The following is a 19717-nucleotide window of genomic DNA, read 5'->3' as shown; positions in this document are numbered from 1 at the left end:
CACGGCCCTAGTTGGGCGCCTTCGTCCCGGTCCCGAGATCAAGGCCAAGTTGGAGCGCGCGTTCCCGGCGTTCTTCCGCCAACAGGCTCAATTCCCGTTCCAATGATCGCGCAACCTGCTCCTGTGATTCCTTGGAACTGCGGCGCTGGGCGCCGCGCGGTTTGGCAGGGGAGGCAGTCACGGGGGAAACCTTGTCATCGAACCGTCACAGCGCGTCTTGGCACGGCCGGACTCGAGGCGACAATCAAAAAGAATTCAGTGGGTCCGCCGGAACGTTTTCGAGCGAAGTGGATACCGGTTCGCGCTCGGAAAACTCGTCAAACCAGGAATCCAGAGCCCCGCTCCGATTTCATCGGAACGGAAACGGCTCTGGGGAATGATCGATGTGCATCTGATTCAGATTTAGGCAAAAAATTCTCCCGGTGCTGCCTCAAAAGGATCAAAAAATTCGCAGGCGCCGCGATCTCATCAATTTGGCTAAGAGAGCCGGTTCCGACGAAATCATTTCCGGATTCGCACGAAGGCGTCCTGAAACCGACAAGGTCTAACCTTAGTCGATCTTGCGAAGGACACGTGGCTGATGACACCCTGACCATGCCGGTCGTGAGGGTCGTCCGGTTAGCCACATCTTGGGGTGATGTTGGAAATGAAGAAGCCGAATGCTGTGCCTTACGTCTGGGCGGCTGCGCTGATCGCGGTCGCGATTTGGGGCGTGTCCGGCACCCCGCAGATGGCGCATACATCCGCCAACACGCATCTGGCTCGCGCGCATTAGAGCCGCGGGCGCTGCGAGCGCTGCATGTCCATCGTATAGGTGTAGCGCCCTTCGGGGTGCGTGGTGATGGTGACCTCGAACAGCTCCTCGCGCTGGCCGTAGTAGCGGCGCACCACGGTCAACGCCGGCGAGCCGGTCTTGACACCGAGCGCCTTCGCGATCGGCGCCGGCATGCCCCGCACGAATATCTCCATCTGCGCGTGCTCGGTGACCTGGCCGTACATCTTGGTGATCTGCTCGTGTACCGGGGTGCGACCGTGGTCGCTCCGCTTCACGACGTCGGCGAATTTGCGCAGCACGTAGATCTCGGTCCAGCCGAGCGGTGCTGCGAACTGATCCGAGCGGCGGACCGCCTCGATCAGGAACCAGCTCTTGCCGGGTTCGCATTTCAAGTGCGCTGCGAGCTTGCGGTCGGCGACGATGTCGCCACTCTGCACCACGTCGCGATAGGTCTCGTTGGAATAGCGCAGCCACTCGCCGAGCGATTTGACGCTGTGGGTGAACAGCACCGGCGGCTCGGCGGCGATCACCACCGAGCCGAGGCCGGCACGGCGCACGATCAGGCCCTGCTCGATCAGGATGCGCAGCGCCTCGCGCACGGTCTGGCGGCTCGCCTTGTAGCTCGCCATCAGCTCGGTTTCGGTCGGCAGCAGATTACCGACCGCGTAGGTGCCGAGCCGGATGTCCTTTTGCAGCCTGGCGGCGATGTCGCGGTAGCGGGACGATCTGGCCTTGCCCGGAGTATCAGCCATGCGAGGTCACTGGCATGCCACCGGATACCCTGTCAGCATCGACTGCAGCGCCGCCTCGAAGGCGGCCAAGGTGGCCAACACGTCCGCTTCCGGCACCGGGAACGGCTGTCTGCCCTCGACCGCGTCGGCAAAGGCCGACAGTTCCGCCGCGAGCGCGTCGCGTGCCGGATAGCGCGTCGTCGCGGGCAGCGCGCCGGACTTGCGCAGCACCATGGTCACCTCGTCGAGCACCTCAGCCGATCCCTTCGTCCCGAACACATGCACCCGCCAATAGAACGGTGTTGCGCGCACCGTCGCAAGGGTTGCACTGACGCCATTCACAAATTCAATTGCGAGTATTGCTGTATCGAGTGGCGGCGGGCCGGCCTCGCGTGCATTCAACCGGGCATAGACCTGGCGCGCCGGACCGAGCAGGCTGACGAAGCCGTCGAGCACATGCAGGCCGGCGCCGGTCAGCCCGCCGCCCGGCGATTCCTCGGGCGACAGCCGCCAGCCCTGGGTGATGCCCTGGGAGTTCTCGTTGCTGTTGTGGCCCTCGACATGCAGGATGGTGCCGAGTTCGCCGCTTGCGACGATCGCGCGCAGCGCCCGCATCGCGGGCCAGAATCGCCTATTGTGCCCGACCGCAAGCACCACGCCGGCCTTGCGGCAGGCCGCGAACATCTCGGCTGCATCGTCGCGCCCGAGCGCGAGCGGCTTCTCGCAGAATACCTGCTTGCCGGCAGCGGCCGCCGCGATCACCTGAGCCTTGTGCAGCGAATGCGGTGTCGCCAGCAGCACGGCGTCGATATCGTCGTCGGCGAGGACGGCATCCAGGGACGTCGCGGGGCTGAGGCCATGCGCCGCGCAAAAATCCTCGGCGTGCGCGATGTCGGGTTCCACCGCGCTTGCGATCCTCAGCCGTGGTTCGTGGCGCGCTGCCTCGACCAGCGCGCGGCCCCAGCGTCCGAGGCCTGCGATCGCACAGTTGATCATCCACGTCCCCCGCTTTGGCCGCGCTTGGCACGGATGGCCTCGATCACGGCGGCGCTGTCGCTGTCCGGGCCTTCCAGCGCGATCGCCGCGCGCAGCAACTCAGCCTGCGCCGCCGTCATCGGCAAAGGCAAGCCACGTTGGTTGGCCTCGCGCAGGATCAATTCGGCATCTTTCAGGGTCTGCGCGATGTGCGATTGTGGCGAGAAATCCCGCGCCAGCATCCTCTCGCCCTTGCTGTCCATCACGGCCGAATATGCCGCCGACTGTCGTGCAGTCGCAAGGAAGCTCGCGCCGTCGAGGCCGAGGCTCTCCGCAAAGACGATGCCCTCGGCCAGCGCGGCGCGGTTGTTCTGCAGGATCAAATTGATCGCAAGCTTGGTGCGGCTGGCATTGCCGATCGCACCGACATGGATCCGCTGCGGACACAGGATATCGAGCGTCTCCGCAGCTGTTGCGATGATGTCTGCGTCGCCCGCGACCAGTGCGGTGGCGGTTCCCGCGCGCGCTTCCACGCTGGTGCCAGAGATCGGTGCCTCGACAAAGGCGAGGTGCGACCGGGCGGCGAATTCGGCGATGGCCGCGATCTCGCCGGGCGCGCATGTCGTGGTGCAGATCACCAGCGGCGGCGGCTTCGCGTTCGCAATATCGGGCAGCAACGCCTTGACCTCGGCGCCGTCATACACCGCGACGACGATGATGCGGCATCGCGCCGCGACGTCAGCCGCGAAAGCCGCGAATTCGGTGCCGCTGGCTTTCAATGCGTCGTTCTTGGCCGCATCGATATCGAAGCCGATCACCGCGACTCCGGCGTCAACCAGGCGCGCGGACAGCGCTGATCCCATCAACCCCAGGCCAATCATTCCGATCGGTGTCTTGCGGTCCATGGCGCGGCCTCGCCAGTCCCGGTTACTGCGGCTCAATGCCGGCCGCCTTCACCTCCGCCGACCAGCGCATGACCTCGCTCTTGACGAAGGCGCCGAACTCGGCCGGTGCCAGCGGTGCCACGATCACCCCGACGTCGGCAAACGTCGCGCGGGTCTTCGGCATCGAGAGGTATTTCGCGCACTCGGCATAGATCTTGTTGACGATCGGTTCCGGCGTGCCGGCCGGCGCAAACAGCCCGTACCAGATTGTGGCCTCGAAGCCGGGCAGCGCTTCCGACAGCGCCGGCAGGTTGGGGAGGAGCTCATTGCGGGTCGCCGAGGTCACGCCGATGCCGCGCAGCGTGCCGCCCTGAATCTGCGGGATCGCGACCGAGAAGTCACCGAAGGTCAGGTCGATGACGCCGGCCATCACGTCGGTCATCGCCTGCGGCACGCCGCGATAGGATGCGGCGACCAACGATACCCCGCCGCGCGACTGCAATTGTGCGACCGAGATCTGCGACGCGCCCGAACCGTAACCCGCGGTCAGGTTGGGATGCGCCTTGGCGTAATCGAGGAACTGCGGCAGGTCCTTGGCGGTAGATGCCGGGTTGACCAGCAGCACCATCGCCGTCGTGGTAGTGCGGATGACCGGCGCGAAATCCTTCACCGGGTCATAGGGCAGCTTCTTGAACGTCGCGACGTTGCTGGCCTGCGTGGTGTTGGTGCCCATCAGCAGCGTGTAGCCGTCGGGCGCGCTGCGCGCGACTTCCAGGGCGCCGATGCTGCCGAGTGCGCCGGCGCGGTTCTCGACCACCACGGTCTGGCCGAACGCGTCCTGCAGATGCTGGGCGACCAGCCGCGCGACGTTGTCGGGACCGGCGCCGGGCGGGAAGGGCACGATGATCTTGATCGGCCGCTGCGGGAAATCGTCGGCAGCGGCGGGCAGCGTGGCGAGGCCGGAGAGCAACAGGGCAACAAGCAAGCCCAGGCGCAAATTCATCCCGATCCCTCCCGTGGCGATTTTGATCAGATTTATACGGACAAATGGATCGAGGACGCAAGCGAAGGATCGTTATCTGGATTGAGGCCGAGACAATTTGTCCGTATAAATATTCGAAACAAGGAGCCAGACACCAGATGGTGGATGTCAGCGATCTCCACGCGCGCGGCCTGCGCCGGCGTCAGAAGATGTTCGGCGAGGCCGATGTCGCCAAGCGAATGGCGGCCGCCGGCGATTTCGGTGCCCCCCTTCAGAACATCATCAACGCCTATGTCTATGGCGACGTCTGGGAGCGCAGCGGCCTCACCGACCCGATCCGCAGCCTCGTCATGCTCGGCATCACCGCGGCGAGCGGCAAGTCCGCCGAATTCAAGGTACACGCCAAGGGCGCGATGGCCAATGGCTGCACCGCCGCGCAGGTGCAGGACGTGCTGCTGCTGGTCGCGATGTATTGCGGCGTCCCGGCCGCGATCGAAACCAGCAAGATCGCGGCGGAGGTGTTCGGCGAGGTACCTGCGGAAGGGTAGGGCATCCGCGCGGGTCGTGATAGGGACGTTGCCGTGCTGTGACCGGCAACAGGATGCGCTCATGTCCGCCTTCCCGACCTCGACCACCGTTTTCGATTCCGTGCTGTTCCGCGACGCCTTCGGCACGCGCGAGATGCGCGAGGTATTTTCCGACCTGCGGCTGATATCGCGCTATGCCGAAGTTGAGGTCGCGCTGGCAAAGGCCGAAGCCCGCTGCGGCGTCATTCCGGCCGAGGCGGCCGAGGAAATCGCAAAACGCACCGACGTCGCTGCGCTCGATTTCGATCTGCTGCGGCAGGAAACCGACAACGTCGGCTATCCGATCCTGCCGCTGGTGCACCAGATGGCGAAGCAATGCGGCGAGGCCGGCCGTTACGTGCATTGGGGCGCCACCACGCAGGACATTATGGACACCGCCGTGGTGCTGCAATTGCGCGACGGCCTCAAGATCATCGAAGACGATCTCGCCGCGCTGCGCGGCATCCTCGCCGATCTCGCCAAGCGTCACCGCAACACGCCGATGGCTGGCCGCACCCATCTGCAGCAGGCGCTGCCTGTGACCTTCGGCTACAAGGTTGCGATCTGGCTTGCGATGTTCGACCGTCATGCGGAACGGCTGGCCGAGCTCAAGCCGAGGGTGCTGGTCGGCCAGTTCGCCGGCGCCGCCGGCACGCTGGCCTCGCTCGGCGACAACGGATTCGAGGTGCAGCAGGCGCTGTGCGAGGAGCTTGGCCTCGGCGTTCCCGTCTCGACCTGGCATGTCGCGCGCGACGGGTTCGCGGAAACGGTGAACTTCCTTGCGCTGGTCACGGGCTCGCTCGGCAAGATCGCGTTCGACATCATGATCATGGCGTCGACCGAGTTTGGCGAAGTGTATGAGCCGTTCGTGAAAGGACGCGGGGCGTCGTCGACCATGCCGCAGAAGCGCAATCCGATTTCGGCGGAGCTGATGCTCGCGGCCTCGAAGGCGGTGCGCCAGCATGCCGGCCTGATGCTGGATGCGATGGTGCAGGATTTCGAGCGCGCCACCGGCCCGTGGCACGCCGAATGGATGGCGATCCCCGAGAGCTTTGTGCTGAGCGCAGGCGCGCTGCACCAGGCGAAATTCGCGCTCGGCGGCCTCATCGTCGATGAGAAGAGAATGGCCGTCAATCTCGACATCAGCCGCGGGCTGATCGTCGCCGAGGCCGTGATGATGGGCCTTGCGCCGGCGATCGGCCGGCAGGAGGCGCATGATGTCGTCTACGACGCCTGCCGCGTCGCCAATGACAAGGGCCTGACGCTGGCCGAGGCACTGGCGGCGGATGCGCGCGTGGCTGATCGCATCGATCGCGCGACGATCGACCGGCTCACCGTGCCGAAGAATTATCTCGGGCTCGCGCCTCAAATGGTCGATCGGGTGCTGGCGTCAGTAAAGCGGTAAATTCGGGCCGTCCGCTCGCCTTGGCGTGATTGGCGGTGACAGCGGGAACCTTGCGAATAAGGATCGAATTGGACTACGAATCGTCAACCTCAACCGACATCGCTGGATGCTTCATGACCGCACATCAACGCAACCTTTCCGCCTCGATCGATCCCGTAAAACTCGATCGGCTCGCCGAAGTCGCGGTGAAAGTCGGATTGGGGCTGCAGCCGGGGCAGGATCTGCTGTTGACCGCGCCCGCGGTGGCGATGCCGCTGGTGCGGCGGATCGCGGAACATGCGTACAAGGCCGGCGCCGGGCTGGTGACCCCGTTCTATTCGGACGAGGAGGTCACGCTGGCACGTTATCGTTACGCCAATGATGCGAGCTTCGATCGCGCCGCGAGCTGGCTCTATGAGGGCATGGCGAAGGCGTTCGGCGCCAACACGGCGCGGCTCGCCGTCGTCGGCGACAATCCGATGCTGTTGTCGGGTGAGGACCCGGCCAAGGTGGCGCGCGCCAGCAAGGCCAATTCAATCGCCTACCAGCCGGCGCTGGAGAAGATCGTCACGTTTGAGACCAACTGGAACATCATCGCCTATCCGAGCGCGTCATGGGCGAAGCAGGTGTTCCCTGATGATGCCGACGACGTTGCGGTTGCCAAGCTTGCGGACGCGATCTTCGCGGCCTCGCGGGTCGATCAGGACGGCGCCGTCGACGCCTGGGACAAACACAATGCAAAACTGCGCGAGCGTACAGAATGGCTGAACGGCCAGCGCTTCCACGCGCTGAAATATTCCGGCCCCGGCATGGACCTCACGATCGGGCTTGCCGACGGCCATGAATGGGAAGGCGGCGCGTCGACCGCCAGGAACGGCATCGTCTGCAATGCCAACATCCCGACCGAGGAGGTCTTCACCACGCCGCATTGCCGGCGCGTCAGCGGCCATGTCGTCAGCTCGAAGCCGCTGTCCTACCAGGGAACCTTGATCGACAATATTTCCGTCAAGTTCGAGGACGGCCGCATCGTCGAGGCAAAAGCCTCGCGTGGCGAGGAGGTGCTGAACAAGGTGCTCGACACCGACGAGGGCGCGCGCCGGCTCGGCGAGGTCGCGCTGGTGCCGCATTCCTCGCCGATCTCCAAGAGCGGACTGTTGTTCTTCAATACGCTGTTCGACGAGAACGCCGCCTCGCACATCGCGCTCGGCCAGTGCTACTCGAAATGCTTCGTCAACGGCGACAAACTGACGCCGCAGCAGATCGCCGAGCAGGGCGGCAACAAGAGCCTGATCCATATCGATTGGATGATCGGCTCCGCCCACACCGATATCGACGGCATCCATGCCGACGGCCGCAGCGTGCCGGTGTTCCGGAAGGGCGAATGGGCGTAAGCGTTAGTGAAAGCGCCGGTTGCGCGAGGCGATCAGTTCGCCCCGCGTGGCGCTGAAGCGGCAGGTTTCATGCTGCGGCCGGAAACCGAGCCGGCGATAGATCTTCAGAGCGGCTGGATTCCGGCTCGAGACGTTCAGCCAGCAGGGATGCTCGACGGAAACGTCGTGGGCGGTCAGCACGTGGTAAATCAGCACCTGGCCGAGCCCGCGCCCCTGCCGCTCGGGATCGACGGCGGCCGACTCGATCCACATCGAATTCTGCTCCGGCTCGGTCAGGCAGAAGCCCGACGCCTGTCCCTCCTCCGAGGCGATCCAGACTTCGCTGTCCGTCAGCACCTGCGCCATCTCCTCCGGTGAATACAGGCGGAACGCGGCGTCGGAGGCAAAGGCCGCATTGTGGATGCGCGCGACCTCGGCCGCGCAGGTCGTTACATCGCTGACCCGCTCGATGGTGGCACGGGCGGCGGCAAGTGTGCGAGCCGGCTGCAGCGGCTCGACGCACTTCATTCCGATCTCGGATTCGATATGAACAAAGCGGAATGCGGTCACGAAGGCCATTCCGGCCGGCCAGTCGGGGCTGACCTTCGTCTGCACGGCCAGATCAGCATCGGTGTCGATCACCAGCACGTCATCAAGCAGCGCAAGACCGATCCGGCGACGCCGCACCTCGGGCGCCACGACGATCTTGAGGAACCGGGAATGGTGCGCGCCCTGATCGCGCAGCGAGGATTCGGCAAGGCCAATGATCCGGCCGTTCCGCTCGGCAACGCGAAAGTCGCGCCCGCCGCGGTTCTGCGGCAGCTTCAGGAACTGGTTCCATTGCGGCAGCGTGACCGGACCGAGCCGCGGTTCGACCGCGCCCGCCCTGGCGTAAAGTGCAACAACCGCTTCCGCATCAGCCTCTTGAAGCGGCCGGATGGTGATGCCGTCATCCATGAGTCGCAAGATTACCCGATATCGAGCCGATAAACATCCTGTGCCGTCTTCGAAAATAACGCGGTCTTCTCGACTTCGCTATATTGTGAAGCTAGCCGTTTGAAGGCGTTGAAGATCACCTGATAGCTGCACTGACCCTTATCAGGTGGGAAGTTGCTTTCGAACATGCAACGGGTGGGGCCGAAAGCCTCGATGCAGGTTTCGACATAAGGCCGCCATGCGGCCGCGAGTTCCTCCGACGACGGCGGCTTCGGCCGGAGATGGAAATCGTAGCCGAGCAGGCACATCGCCAGACCGCCGAGCTTGACCACGACATTTGGACATCTGGCTATTTCCTGGATCGACGCCTTCCAGACCGGAAACGTCTCGTCGCGCTTGCCGGCGAACCGGCCGGTGCCGACCGGGCCGCCGCAATGGTCCAGCACAATCCTGGTGTCGGGGTAGGCACTGGCGAGGTCGGTGAGCTCGCCAATCTGCGGATGGAACAGCCAGGCATCGAAGCTGAGGCCAAGTGGCCCCAGGCAGGCGAAGCCCTTGCGGAAGGTGGTATCGAGCAAGATGCCCTTCGGCCGGTTCGCATACATGTGGGCCACATTGGGGTCCTCGTCCCAGGCTGAGGAGTGGCGGATGCCGCGGAACCGGCCATTGCCGGCTGATATCTCCGCCTCCAGCACCGCCTTGGCCTGATCGCCGATCAGGAGATTGACGTGGCTGACGATGCCGGCGCAGATCGCCGCCTTGCCGTAGCCGCCGCTGGCCGACATTGCGGCGACGCCATTGGCGAACTCGACCTCGCCCACGGGGCGAAATGCCTCCGGGCCGTCGGCGCGATACATCGACCGGCAATCGACATAGACGGTCGCGACGATGTTGTGGCCGGAGGCGATGTCGTCACGCATCTCCTCGATCAGATAGCGCAATCCGCCGCGGTCCCAGAGATGATGATGCGGGTCGACGATCGGCCTGATAGGATCGATGATCTCCTCGGTATATTGAGCAAGCCAGTCTTCACGCGGATTGGCGAAAAGCCCGCTCGCGGACGCGGGCAGAGTGCTGGCCATGGATGATGCTCCCTGTTCTTGCTCTTGTCGGCCGCCGATCCGATGCCGGCTCGGCGGAGGATAGCGAGACGCGCATCAATGCGTCAAATGCGCGCCGGCCCTCGCGCCTCCTGTCGTGTCACCATCCAGGCCACGCCGGCGCCTGCGAACTGAACCAGGCTGCCCGCAATCATCGACACCAACAGCCCGTCCTGACCACCGCCGGTTGCGGCGTAGCACGCGCCGAGGATCGCAACCCCAATCGTCGCACCACTGATGCGGGCGACGTTGATGAGCGCCGCTGCCGTGCCGGCGCGCGCGGCGCTGACGTGGCCGACGGCCATCGCCGAGAGCGGTCCCGACCCGAGGCCGAGACCGAGGCCGGTCACGGCCAATCCGAGTTCAGCTAGAGTGAGGTTCGGTTGCAGCCCGCCGAGGCCAATCAGCAGGAGGCCGATGCCCATCAACGTCACGCCGCCCGATGTGACCACGCGGATGCCGAGCTTCTCCGACAGCGCGCCTGACAAGGGCGAGACCAGAACGAACACCAGCGACATCGGCAGCAGGGCTGCGGCGCTTGCCGCGGCGTCAAGCCGGCCGCTCGACTGCCACGCCAGCGGCAGCACGAAGACCATCCCGTATCCACCAAACGTCATGCCCATGGTGGCGATCATGGCGCCGCGGAATTGGCGGACCGTCAAGATGTCGGGCGATACCAGCGCCTCGGAGCCCTTCCTCCGCTCAACCACGATGAACAGCACCGCCGACAGCACGGCAACGATCAGGGCCGCGGTCATTGCGCGAGGCGCCGATTGCGCGCTGATAGCGGCATAAGTGAAGCTCCCAAGCGCCAGCGCGCCGAGGACCTGCGCTGCGGCGTCGAATGGGCGCCGCCGTGGATCCGATGATTCCGGGATCGCGTATCCGGCCATGATCACGGCCAGCAGGCCGAACGGCACGACGACCAGGAAGATGCTGCGCCAGCCGAACCAGGGAATCAGCATCCCGCCGAGACTCGGCCCCAGCGCCATGGCGACGCCGTTGCATGCGGCCCAGACGCCGAGTGCGCGTGCGCGCTCGCCCGGTTGATCCCAGACCACCCGAATGATCGCAAGCGAGGCCGGAATCATCAGCGCGCCGCCGACGCCGGTGAGCGCGCGTCCACAGATCAGGACCAGCGCCGACGGCGCGGCCGCGCATATCAACGATGCGAAGGTGAAGATCAGCGCGCCGGCCATCAGGATCCGGCGTCTGCCATAGATGTCGGCGAGCATCCCGCCCGTCAGCAGCGACACCGCATAGACTAGATTGTAGCTGTCCACGATCCATTGCAATTCGTCGACACCAGCGTCGAAATGATCGCCGATCGCGCGCGCGCCGAGATTGACGATGAATGTATCGAGATGCGCGATCATGACGGTCAGGCAGAGCGTCAGCAGCGTGAACCGTTGCGATGCGCGCATGGCAAAGGGTTTACGCCGAAGCATATTGTTCATCGCGTATCCTGTTCTGGGATTAGGCGCTCAGGCCTTGGTCGCAGTCCGCTTGGCGCGGGCGCGCTGCTGCGGCGAGACCATGGGCCGCGTGCCTCCCGCGACCCATTCGTCGTAGAACTCGATCTTGGCATCGACCAGCGTGAGCGCCTCGGTCCATTTGGCGATCATGGCCTGGACGCGGAGCTGGTGTTGGGCAAGCAGTGCGCGGCGCTTGCGCAAGGTCGCGCTGCCCTGTTTCACCAGCGCGGTGTATTCCCGCAATTGCTTGATCGACATGCCGGTCAGGCGCAGCCGTTCCATCAGGTCGAGCCAGCCGATGTGATAGTCGCTGTAAACCCTGCGGCGGCCGCGGTCTCTGGTAACGCCGGGCATCAGGCCCTGCGCCTCGTACCAGCGGATGGTGTGCACGCTCCGCCCGGAGCGGCGCGCGATGTCGCCGATGTGGAGCGCGCTCGGCATCGCCTGCGGGGGTGTTCGGGCGTCCATCACAGATAGACCGCCTTCATCGCACCGGCCGGATAGCGCTCACCTGCCACCGCGCCAGGCGGGATCGCCGCCGACATCCGCGCGAGGTCTTCAGGCGAAAGCGTCACCTTGAGCGCGCCGATATTCTCGTCCAGCCGGCCGCGCTGCTTGGTGCCTGGGATCGGCACGATATCCTCTCCCTGCGCCAGCAGCCAGGCGAGCACGAGCTGCGATGGCGTGCAGCCCTTGTCGCGGGCGATCGCCTCGATGCCGCCGACCAGATCGCGGTTGCGGGCAAAATTGTCCCCGGCAAAGCGCGGATGGTCGCCGCGGCGATCGCCTGCGACATCGGCCAGCGACTGGATCTGCCCGGTCAGGAAGCCGCGGCCGAGCGGCGAATAGGCGACGAAGGCGATGCCAAGCGCCCGCGTCGTCTGCAAGGTCTCCTCGGCCTCGCTGCGGTAGAGCAGGGAATATTCGGTCTGCACCGCCGCCAGCTTGTGGACCTTGTGCGCGCGGCGGATGGTTTCGGGCCGCGCTTCGCAGAGGCCGAGATAGCGGACCTTGCCTTGCTCGACGAGGCGCGCCATCGCGCCGACAGTGTCCTCGATCGGCACGTTCGGATCGATGCGGTGCTGGTAATAGAGGTCGATGGTCTCGATGCCGAGCCGTTTCAGGCTCGCCTCACAGGCCTGTTGGACGTAGGCCGGCTTGCCATCCACGCCCTGCCCGGTGGCGGTCTTCACCTGGCCGAACTTGGTGGCGATCACGACGTGGTCGCGCAGGCCCTTCAGCGAGCGGCCCAGCAATTCCTCGTTGTGGCCCCAGCCATACATGTCGGCACTGTCGAGGAAGTCGATACCCTGATCGATGGCAAAGCGGATGAAGTCGGGCGTCGCCGTATCGTCATTGGCGCCATAGACGCCTGATAGCGACATGCAGCCCAGCCCGATCGCAGAAACCTGCGGGCCGTCATTGCCGAGCTTGCGGTGCGGGAGCTTGCTGATGGTCGTCATGGGATTGGTCCTCGTTACGGGTGGTCGCCGGACAGCCCAAGTCAACATGCTAGAGCATACTCTAGGTCAAGCGCGAAAACGGCCCGCTGACGAAATCGTGTGGGCGTTGGGTCGCGGGATGGCCCGTCGGCAGGGGCCCCCGATGGGAGCCTGGCCGTCAACTGGACCGCATGAGCGGCCGCTCCGGTGGCGACGAGCGAGCCTGTTCCGCGCGCGAAGTGATGACGATCGAGACGATTACGAGAGCTGCACCGAACAACATCGAAATCGAAAACGGCTCGCCCAGCACCAGCGTACCCAGCAGCACCGCGATGATCGGGTTGATGAAGATGTAGGTCGAAACCATTGATGTCGAGACGTTGTCGAGCAGCCAGCGATAGGCCGTGAAACCGATCACGCTTCCGGCGACGACCAGATAGGCTGTGGCCGCGAGCGACAGCGCCGAAACGTTGCGCAGTGAAAATCCGTGCAGCTCACCCGACGCAAGGCTGATCGCAAGCAGCACCACACCCCCGATCGATAATTGCATGCCCGAGGACAAGGTTGACGAATCATGGTTCGACGTTCGCCGCGACAGCACGGTGCCGGCCGCCCAGGAGAGCGCGGCACCGAGCAGCAGGATGATCGGGGTGATGTTGAGGTGACCCTGTCCGGCATCCTGCCAGGCCAGGATTGCGACACCGGCAAGACCGGGGAGCAGCCCGGCGAGCATCATAGCCTTGGGACGCTGCGTCTGCGGGTAGAGAAAATCGATGAGCAGGATCCAGAACGGGATCGTGGCCAGCATGATCGCCGCGATGCCGGACGGAACCGATTGCTGGGCATAGGCGAGAACGCCGTGGCAGCCGACGAAAAACAGCACGCCGCAGATCGATGCAGTGAGCCAGTTCCATCGCGACGGGCGCATCAGGCCCCGGCCGTTCAGCCCGATCAGGATCAGGCCGCCGCCGAGCGAACGTATCCCCATCAGAAGGAATGGCGGGATCGTCTTCAGGCCGAGCGCGATCGCGAGGTAGGTGGAACCCCAGAGCAGATAGATGGCGGCGAACGCGCCGACGATCAAAAGGCGCTTGGACATCGCAAGCTCCCGCGTTAGGTTTGTAACCCCTTAAGGGGTTATCCAACTTAACCCGTTAACAGGTTGCCCGTTCCTGAGGAACCGCCGATCATGCCGCCTACCGTCTCGCCCGAGGTGTTGGCTCGCGAAGAACTCAGCATCAAGTTCGTCAACACCGTCGCCTGGCGCCTGCGCGACCCGGTTGAAGACCGGATCGCCACGCCGGACGCCGCGCTGAAATGGCTTGCCGACGCGGAGCTCGCGGATCGCCGGATTGTGGCGCAGGTCAAGGCGCGATGGAAATCCTCGCCTCGCGAGGGTGAGGATTTCCTCCAGGCGATGCATGGCCTCCGCGAAGCGATCTACAAGGTCTTTGTCGCCCGCATCGGCGGCGGCAGGATCGATCCGGCGGCGCTGGCCGACCTTAATCGCTGTCTCGCAGCGTCGCTGGGCGGGCTTGCGCTTGGTCCCGCCGGCGAGGCCCTGCGGTGGCAACCGACCGCGGAGACAATTGCGCCCGTGATGCTGCTGAAGCCGATTGCATGGTCGGCGGTGAGCCTTCTGACCGGTCCGCGTGCGCAAAAGGTCAAGCAGTGTCAGGACGCACGTGGCTGCGGGTGGTTGTTCGTCGACGAGAGCCGTGCGCAGAACAGGCGATGGTGCTCGATGGGCGACTGCGGCAATCTGGCCAAATCGCGCCGGCACTCCCAGCGCACGCAGGCGGAAGACTGAAGGCGTCGCGTCTCACACACCGTCCAGGATGATCACCGTCGGCATTGCCGGCAGCGTGTCCCGTGAAATCTTCAGCGTGCGCTCGCCGCCGCGACGGTCGATCTCGAACTGCTGGCCGATCAGGCGCATGAATTCGTCGAGCGGCGTGGCGAAGCGGTGCATTGGCAGCACCACGGCGGCGCGCAGCCGCTTGGTGATCTCGGAGACGCCGTCGAGCGACATCGTATAGGTGCCGTCGATCGGCACCATCACGATGTCGAGCCGGCCGATCGCCGCGAACTGGCTGTCGTCGAGCTTGACGTGGAGGTGGCCGAGATGGCCGATGCAAAGGCCGGCGACCTCGAAAATGAAGATCGAATTGCCATCCTCGATCATCTCGCCGCCGGTACCTTCGCCCCAATAGCGACGGATATCGGTGGTGACGTTGCGGATATAGACATCGCCGATCCGCTCCGCGTAGTGCGCGGCCTGCCCCTTTTCGCCCCAGCCGTGCAGCACGTGAGGAATCCCGGGATCGGGGAACAGCGTGTAGTGGGTGTCGTGCGCCCGGTTCATGGTGACGATGTCGGGCAGCCGTCCGATCTGGTAGGCGCCACTGTAATCGGTCGCGATCCGGATGCCGCCCGGCGTGTCGATGTAGTAGGTCGAATGGCCCGCATAGGTGATCGCAACCTCGTCAGCCTTTGCCGCCACGCGTCGGAGGCTGACCGGTGCGGCACGCGGCGGCGCATTCGCCATCGCCAGGCATTCGCTGCGCTGGGCGTCCTGCGCCGCGGCGTGGGTGGCGAGTGACCCCAACAGGGCAAGCGCGGCGAGCAATCTCATCATGACATGTTCCGTCCGTAGCGCCGCCGCGAGACTATCGCCGAATTGGCCCGCCGTCATGATGACGCCGACGCATCGCTCCATGGCGTGGACCGCAATGCGATCCAGGCGATTAATCCGACGGGAAGCGCTACCATGCCGCGCAAGCCATCGAGATCCGGGAGACCATCGTGACTGACAAAGCCTCCGTCTTACGCGCGCCTTCGACAAAGCGGCTGGAGCCGCTGCGTCACGTCGATGCCGGCGTGCTCAATATCGCCTATTACGAGGCCGGTCCCGCCGACGGCCCGGTTGCGATGCTGATGCATGGCTTTCCCTATGACATCCATTCCTATGTGGACGTCGCGCCCTTGCTGGCGGCGCAGGGCTGCCGTGTTATCGTGCCTTATCTGCGCGGCTACGGGCCGACGACATTTCGCGACAAGGCGACGCCGCGCTCGGGTGAACAGGCGGCGATCGGTGCCGATATGATGGCGCTGATGGATGCACTCGGCATCACGCGCGCGGTGTTCGTCGGCTACGATTGGGGTGGCCGGGCCGCTTCGATCGGGGCAGCGCTCTGGCCGGAACGCTGCATCGGGCTCGTCTGCACCAACGGTTACATGATCCAGGATATCGGGCATGCGATGGCGCCGGCGCGGCCGGAGCGCGAGGTGCCGCTCTGGTATCAATATTACTTTCAGATCGAGCGCGGGCGCGCCGGGCTCGCCGCCAACCGGCACGGCATCGCCAAATTATTGTGGTCGCAATGGTCGCCGAGGTGGCAATTCGACGACGCCTGCTTCGAACGTACCGCGGTCGCGTTTGACAACCCCGACTATGTCGATGTGGTGATCCACAGCTATCGCCACCGTTTCGGCCTCGCCAACGGTGATCCGCAATATGCCGAGGTGCAGCGAAAGCTCGTCACACTGCCGGTAATTGCGGTCCCCACCATCACGCTCGACGGTGCCGAGGACGGCGTCACGGCCGCCACCGACGGCAGCGCCAGCGCGGCGAAGTACAGCGCTCGCCAAGCTTATCGGGTGATTCCGCACGCCGGCCACAATTTGCCGCAGGAAGAACCGGAAGCTTTTGCTGCGGCGGTGATGAAACTGATCAAGGCTTGAGGCGATGCCGGACTCTGTCGATCGCAAGCGTCGCCTTATCGTTGCCGCGGCCTTGTCGGGCCTGGCCGGCAAGGCGATTGCGCAAGCCGGCTCGCCCGAAAAGTCCGCCCACGCAGCGTCGTCGGCACGGCTTGAGCCGCTCCGTCGTGTCGACGCCGGGGTCCTGAATGTCGCCTTTCACGAAGCCGGTCCCGCGGATGGACCGGCCGTGATCCTGCTGCATGGATTTCCCTACGACATTCATTCCTTCGTCGATGTCGCGCCGCAACTGGCCTCACAGGGGTGCCGCGTCATTGTTCCCCATCTGCGGGGCTTCGGCGACACGCGCTTTCGCGATGCATCCACGTTGCGCTCAGGCGAGCAGGCGGCACTCGGCGCCGACGTGGTTGCGCTGCTGGATGCGCTCGGCATCAGGCGCGCCGTGCTGGCGGGGCACAATTGGGGTGGCCGCGCGGCGTGCGTCGCGGCGGCGTTATGGCCGGAGCGTTGCGTGGGTCTCGTGACCGTGAACAGCTATCTGATCCAGGACCTGTCGCGCGCGATGACGCCGATCGAGCCGGGTTTTGAAGTCGCGCTCTGGTACGAATATTACTTCCAGATCGAGCGCGGCCGTGCCGGCCTTGCCGCCAACCGCCGCGAGATCGCGCGGATTCTGTGGGAGGACTGGTCGCCCGACTGGGATTTTGATGACGAAACCTTCGATCGCAGCGCCGCGGCGCAGGACAACCCTGACTATGTCGACGTGGTGATCCACAGCTACCGTCATCGCTTCGGCCTTGCCGCCGGCGATCCGCAATATACCGATCTGCAGCGGCGGCTGGCCGCGATGCCTGCGATATCAGTGCCGGCGGTCACGCTGGATGGCGATTCCGACGGCGTGCTTCCGGCCAGCGACGGCCGCGCCAGCGCGTCGAAATTCACCGGTCGCCGCATCCATCACATCGTGCCGGGCGTCGGACACAATGTGCCGCAGGAAGCACCGGAGGTCTTTGTCGCGGCGGTGATGGAGGTGATGAAAGGGTAGGGCGGATTTACGTCCGTTTCGGGCTGATCTTCCATGTTGCGAACAGGATCGCCGCCGTCAACACGCCGCTGACGATGGCGGCAACGGGAATCGTCAGCGCCAGCGCCGATGTCGCGGCCCAGCCGATCGAGCAGAAGGCCTCTGCGAAGGTCGCGACGCGCGACGAGGTCTGGCGCCGGCGGAACTGGCTGCGCTTCGCCTGTGCACGGAACCAGAGCTGGATCGCGGCGGCGGACGCGGTCGCAACGAGCACTGCGATCGCGGTCACTGCGGCCTGCGGGGGCGAGGCGAACGCCAGCGCGACCACCAGCGGTGTGAAGACGGCGGTGATCGCGATCAACACCACCTCGATCTTGGTGCGGATGACGCGGGACGGCGGCAGCGGCGCGGTCGCCACCAGATCGGCGGCGTCCTCGCCCGAGATCGTCAGCCAGGCGAGCCCGCCGGCCAACTGGCCCGCGGCCATTACGATCACGGGCGTGATCAGCACGATCGCGGTCGACGAGTCGGAAAAGCTCCGCCACAGCATCAGCGCCGGCGGCACCAGATACAGCATCTGCATCAGGCTCTGCGACAGCAGCCAGGGATCCCGGCGCAGCAGCAGGAATTCCTTCCAGCGCAGCGCCTGTTGCCGCGAGCCTGATCGGAACGCATGGGCGCGCCCGCGGGTCGCCGCAGCCGGATTGGCCGCGACGCTCACGACCGTGTCGGCGAACCGCGGCGCGAATGCGGCCATGACCACGCCGAGCATCATCAGCCCGCCAGCGACCAGCAGCAGCATCACTTCGATATCCCCCAGCGCGGCACGTGCCGGCCACCAGACGATGCTGTCGATGGCGGGAGCCAGGCGCGCCGCGGTGTTCGAGGTCAGCACGGCGAAGCGCGACAGGGTGCCGTAAGACAGGATCGCAACGATCTGCAGCGCGATCACAAAGCCCGCACCGATGATGGCGGAGACGATCTGCGCCACGAGACGCGTCCGGCTCGGTCCGATCAGGCGGAACAGGAATACGGTGATGGCGATCGCGGCCGCTGCGCCGGACAGGCCGATCGCGACCACAACACCGAAACCGGCGAGCCAGCGCGGCCCGCCGAGGATCACCAGCACGTCGATGAACGGCGTCGACAGCAACAGCGCCATAGAGGTCACCGACAGCGCAATCGCGGCAATGCGGACCGAAAAGATATTGGTGAGTTGCACCGGCGACGACATGATCAGGTCGAGATCGGCGCGGGCATAGAACACGCGCGTCACGGATTCGATCGCCTGCGACAGGATCAGTGCCCAGGACAGGAAGATCGTCGCGGTCAGCACGATCAGCGATGACGGATCGAGCGGGAACCGCAAATCGGCGAAGCGGCCGACCACGGCATAGGCCGGCAGATGCATGATCGCGGCGAAGATCAGCAGTCCGATCACCGCGCGGTTGCGGCGGCGCCGGCCGCCGGTCATCATTGCCAGCCATTCGCGCCAGGCCAGGCGAAATTCGTGGCGGGCGAACCAGGAGAGATGCGCGACCGAGTTCACGCGGCGGCCGCTTCGGTGTCGACCAGCGCGATGAACATGTCCTCGAGGCTGGTGTCGTTGCGGCCGTTCTGCTGGCGCAGCTCGGCCAGCGTGCCTTCGGCAATGAGTTTTCCGGCCGCGATCACGCCGATCCGGTCGGCCATGCGTTCGGCGACCTCAAGAATATGTGTGGTCATGATCACGGTGCAGCCCGCGCGCACGCGATCCTGCAGCAGTCCCTTGACGTGACGCGCCGATAACGCGTCGAGGCCGGTCAGGGGTTCGTCGAGAATGATCAGGCGGGGATCGTGAACCAGCGCGCCGGCGAGCGCCACCTTCTGGCGCATGCCCTTGGAGAATCCCTCGCAGCGCTCGTTGAGATGCGGCTCGAGCCCGAGTGACACCAGCAGATCGTGCGCCGACGTCTCAGAGACCTTGGAATCGACGCCCCACAGGCCGGCGACGAATTCGAGATACTCCAGCGGTGTCAGCTTGTCGTAGATCATCGGCTCGTCCGACACCCAGGCCACTACCTGCTTGGCGGCAACCGGATCGCGGAGCGCATCGATGCCGAAGACCGAAACCGAGCCGGCATCGGGCCGCAGCAGGCCTGCCACCATGCGCAGCGTCGTGGTCTTGCCGGCACCGTTCGGCCCGAGCAGCGCGTAATACTCGCCGACATGCACAGTGAGATCGAGCGCGTCGACCGCCGGGCGGTCAAAACGCTTCGTTAACCCTCGCACCTCGAGTGCGGATCGTTCAGTTGTCATGATGTCGTGGCGATCCCGGATTTCACTCTTCGGTTGCGCACAGTGGGACAAA

The 19717-nt window shown here is 65.1% G+C and carries 20 protein-coding genes; 7 read left to right on the top strand and 13 right to left on the bottom strand.

All coding sequences use genetic code 11. The annotated features are described in order from the left end of the window. Positions 1 to 646 precede the first annotated feature (646 nt). The gene (locus tag UP09_RS38755; RefSeq protein WP_283806000.1) at positions 647 to 775 is read left to right on the top strand and encodes a hypothetical protein; all 129 of its coding nucleotides are present in this window, start codon (positions 647 to 649) and stop codon (positions 773 to 775) included. Here the strand turns inward: UP09_RS38755 and UP09_RS09240 are convergent. The 4 genes from UP09_RS09240 to UP09_RS09225 are packed head-to-tail and all read right to left on the bottom strand — an operon-like array spanning position 772 to position 4368. Further along, the gene (locus tag UP09_RS09240; RefSeq protein WP_044537824.1) at positions 772 to 1527 is read right to left on the bottom strand and encodes a GntR family transcriptional regulator; all 756 of its coding nucleotides are present in this window, start codon (positions 1525 to 1527) and stop codon (positions 772 to 774) included. The two genes, UP09_RS38755 and UP09_RS09240, sit on opposite strands and share 4 nt — an antisense overlap. 6 nt (positions 1528 to 1533) lie before the next feature. Further along, positions 1534 to 2502, bottom strand: a complete 969-nt coding sequence (locus UP09_RS09235) for a Gfo/Idh/MocA family protein (protein ID WP_044537823.1) — start codon at positions 2500 to 2502, stop codon at positions 1534 to 1536. Beyond that, a complete protein-coding gene (locus UP09_RS09230; RefSeq protein ID WP_044537822.1) occupies positions 2499 to 3386 on the bottom strand; it encodes an NAD(P)-dependent oxidoreductase in 888 nt (295 codons plus the stop codon). The genes UP09_RS09235 and UP09_RS09230 overlap by 4 nt, the downstream gene beginning before the upstream one ends. A gap of 22 nt (positions 3387 to 3408) precedes the next feature. Further along, the gene (locus tag UP09_RS09225) at positions 3409 to 4368 is read right to left on the bottom strand and encodes a Bug family tripartite tricarboxylate transporter substrate binding protein (protein ID WP_044537821.1); all 960 of its coding nucleotides are present in this window, start codon (positions 4366 to 4368) and stop codon (positions 3409 to 3411) included. Between the two features lie 137 nt (positions 4369 to 4505). Between UP09_RS09225 and UP09_RS09220 the strand changes: the two genes are divergently transcribed. The 3 genes from UP09_RS09220 to UP09_RS09210 all read left to right on the top strand — a co-directional run bounded on the left by UP09_RS09220 (position 4506) and on the right by UP09_RS09210 (position 7688). Continuing rightward, positions 4506 to 4895: a carboxymuconolactone decarboxylase family protein gene (locus UP09_RS09220; RefSeq protein ID WP_052833044.1), complete on the top strand. Its 390-nt coding sequence runs from the start codon at positions 4506 to 4508 to the stop codon at positions 4893 to 4895. A 61-nt stretch (positions 4896 to 4956) separates the two neighbouring features. Next, the gene (gene pcaB / locus UP09_RS09215; protein ID WP_044537820.1) at positions 4957 to 6318 is read left to right on the top strand and encodes a 3-carboxy-cis,cis-muconate cycloisomerase; all 1362 of its coding nucleotides are present in this window, start codon (positions 4957 to 4959) and stop codon (positions 6316 to 6318) included. Positions 6319 to 6431: 113 nt separating this feature from the next. Next, on the top strand, positions 6432 to 7688 hold the full coding sequence (locus tag UP09_RS09210) for an aminopeptidase (RefSeq protein WP_044537846.1): 1257 nt from the start codon (positions 6432 to 6434) through the stop codon (positions 7686 to 7688). A 3-nt stretch (positions 7689 to 7691) separates the two neighbouring features. On the opposite strand, the gene UP09_RS09205 is transcribed toward UP09_RS09210, so the two are convergent. The 6 genes from UP09_RS09205 to UP09_RS09180 form a co-directional block, all read right to left on the bottom strand. Further along, positions 7692 to 8624, bottom strand: coding sequence for a GNAT family N-acetyltransferase (locus UP09_RS09205; RefSeq protein ID WP_044537819.1), 933 nt, complete (start codon positions 8622 to 8624; stop codon positions 7692 to 7694). 11 nt (positions 8625 to 8635) lie between these two features. Beyond that, positions 8636 to 9685 (bottom strand): amidohydrolase family protein, encoded by a 1050-nt coding sequence (locus UP09_RS09200; protein WP_044537818.1) that lies wholly within the window; start codon positions 9683 to 9685, stop codon positions 8636 to 8638. An 83-nt stretch (positions 9686 to 9768) separates the two neighbouring features. Continuing rightward, entirely contained in the window at positions 9769 to 11160 is a 1392-nt protein-coding gene (locus UP09_RS09195) for an MFS transporter (protein ID WP_044537817.1), read from the bottom strand. A gap of 27 nt (positions 11161 to 11187) precedes the next feature. Beyond that, on the bottom strand, positions 11188 to 11646 hold the full coding sequence (locus tag UP09_RS09190) for a MerR family transcriptional regulator (protein ID WP_197082650.1): 459 nt from the start codon (positions 11644 to 11646) through the stop codon (positions 11188 to 11190). Then, entirely contained in the window at positions 11646 to 12641 is a 996-nt protein-coding gene (locus UP09_RS09185; RefSeq protein ID WP_044537815.1) for an aldo/keto reductase, read from the bottom strand. The genes UP09_RS09190 and UP09_RS09185 overlap by 1 nt, the downstream gene beginning before the upstream one ends. Before the next feature lie 157 nt (positions 12642 to 12798). Next, a complete protein-coding gene (locus UP09_RS09180) occupies positions 12799 to 13719 on the bottom strand; it encodes an EamA family transporter (protein WP_044537814.1) in 921 nt (306 codons plus the stop codon). Between the two features lie 90 nt (positions 13720 to 13809). On the opposite strand from UP09_RS09180, the gene UP09_RS09175 reads away from it, so the two are divergent. After that, positions 13810 to 14430: a CGNR zinc finger domain-containing protein gene (locus tag UP09_RS09175; RefSeq protein WP_052833043.1), complete on the top strand. Its 621-nt coding sequence runs from the start codon at positions 13810 to 13812 to the stop codon at positions 14428 to 14430. Between the two features lie 12 nt (positions 14431 to 14442). Here the strand turns inward: UP09_RS09175 and UP09_RS09170 are convergent, their stop codons facing one another. After that, a complete protein-coding gene (locus UP09_RS09170) occupies positions 14443 to 15258 on the bottom strand; it encodes an MBL fold metallo-hydrolase (protein WP_044537844.1) in 816 nt (271 codons plus the stop codon). A gap of 167 nt (positions 15259 to 15425) precedes the next feature. On the opposite strand from UP09_RS09170, the gene UP09_RS09165 reads away from it, so the two are divergent. Continuing rightward, positions 15426 to 16364, top strand: a complete 939-nt coding sequence (locus tag UP09_RS09165) for an alpha/beta fold hydrolase (RefSeq protein ID WP_044537813.1) — start codon at positions 15426 to 15428, stop codon at positions 16362 to 16364. A gap of 4 nt (positions 16365 to 16368) precedes the next feature. Continuing rightward, complete coding sequence (locus tag UP09_RS09160; RefSeq protein ID WP_082070072.1) at positions 16369 to 17388, top strand: alpha/beta fold hydrolase; 1020 nt, start codon at positions 16369 to 16371, stop codon at positions 17386 to 17388. 7 nt (positions 17389 to 17395) lie between these two features. Here UP09_RS09160 and UP09_RS09155 read toward each other — a convergent pair whose 3' ends face one another. Next, positions 17396 to 18916, bottom strand: coding sequence for a hypothetical protein (locus tag UP09_RS09155; protein WP_044537812.1), 1521 nt, complete (start codon positions 18914 to 18916; stop codon positions 17396 to 17398). Continuing rightward, on the bottom strand, positions 18913 to 19665 hold the full coding sequence (locus tag UP09_RS09150; protein WP_044537811.1) for an ABC transporter ATP-binding protein: 753 nt from the start codon (positions 19663 to 19665) through the stop codon (positions 18913 to 18915). Before UP09_RS09150 ends, UP09_RS09155 begins: the two co-directional genes overlap by 4 nt. Positions 19666 to 19717 lie beyond the last annotated feature (52 nt).

The organism is Bradyrhizobium sp. LTSP885 (genome assembly GCF_000938305.1).
Taxonomy (GTDB): domain Bacteria; phylum Pseudomonadota; class Alphaproteobacteria; order Rhizobiales; family Xanthobacteraceae; genus Bradyrhizobium.
The sequence above is the reverse complement of the archived record's forward strand: the minus strand, read 5'-3'. Positions and strand labels throughout refer to the sequence as shown.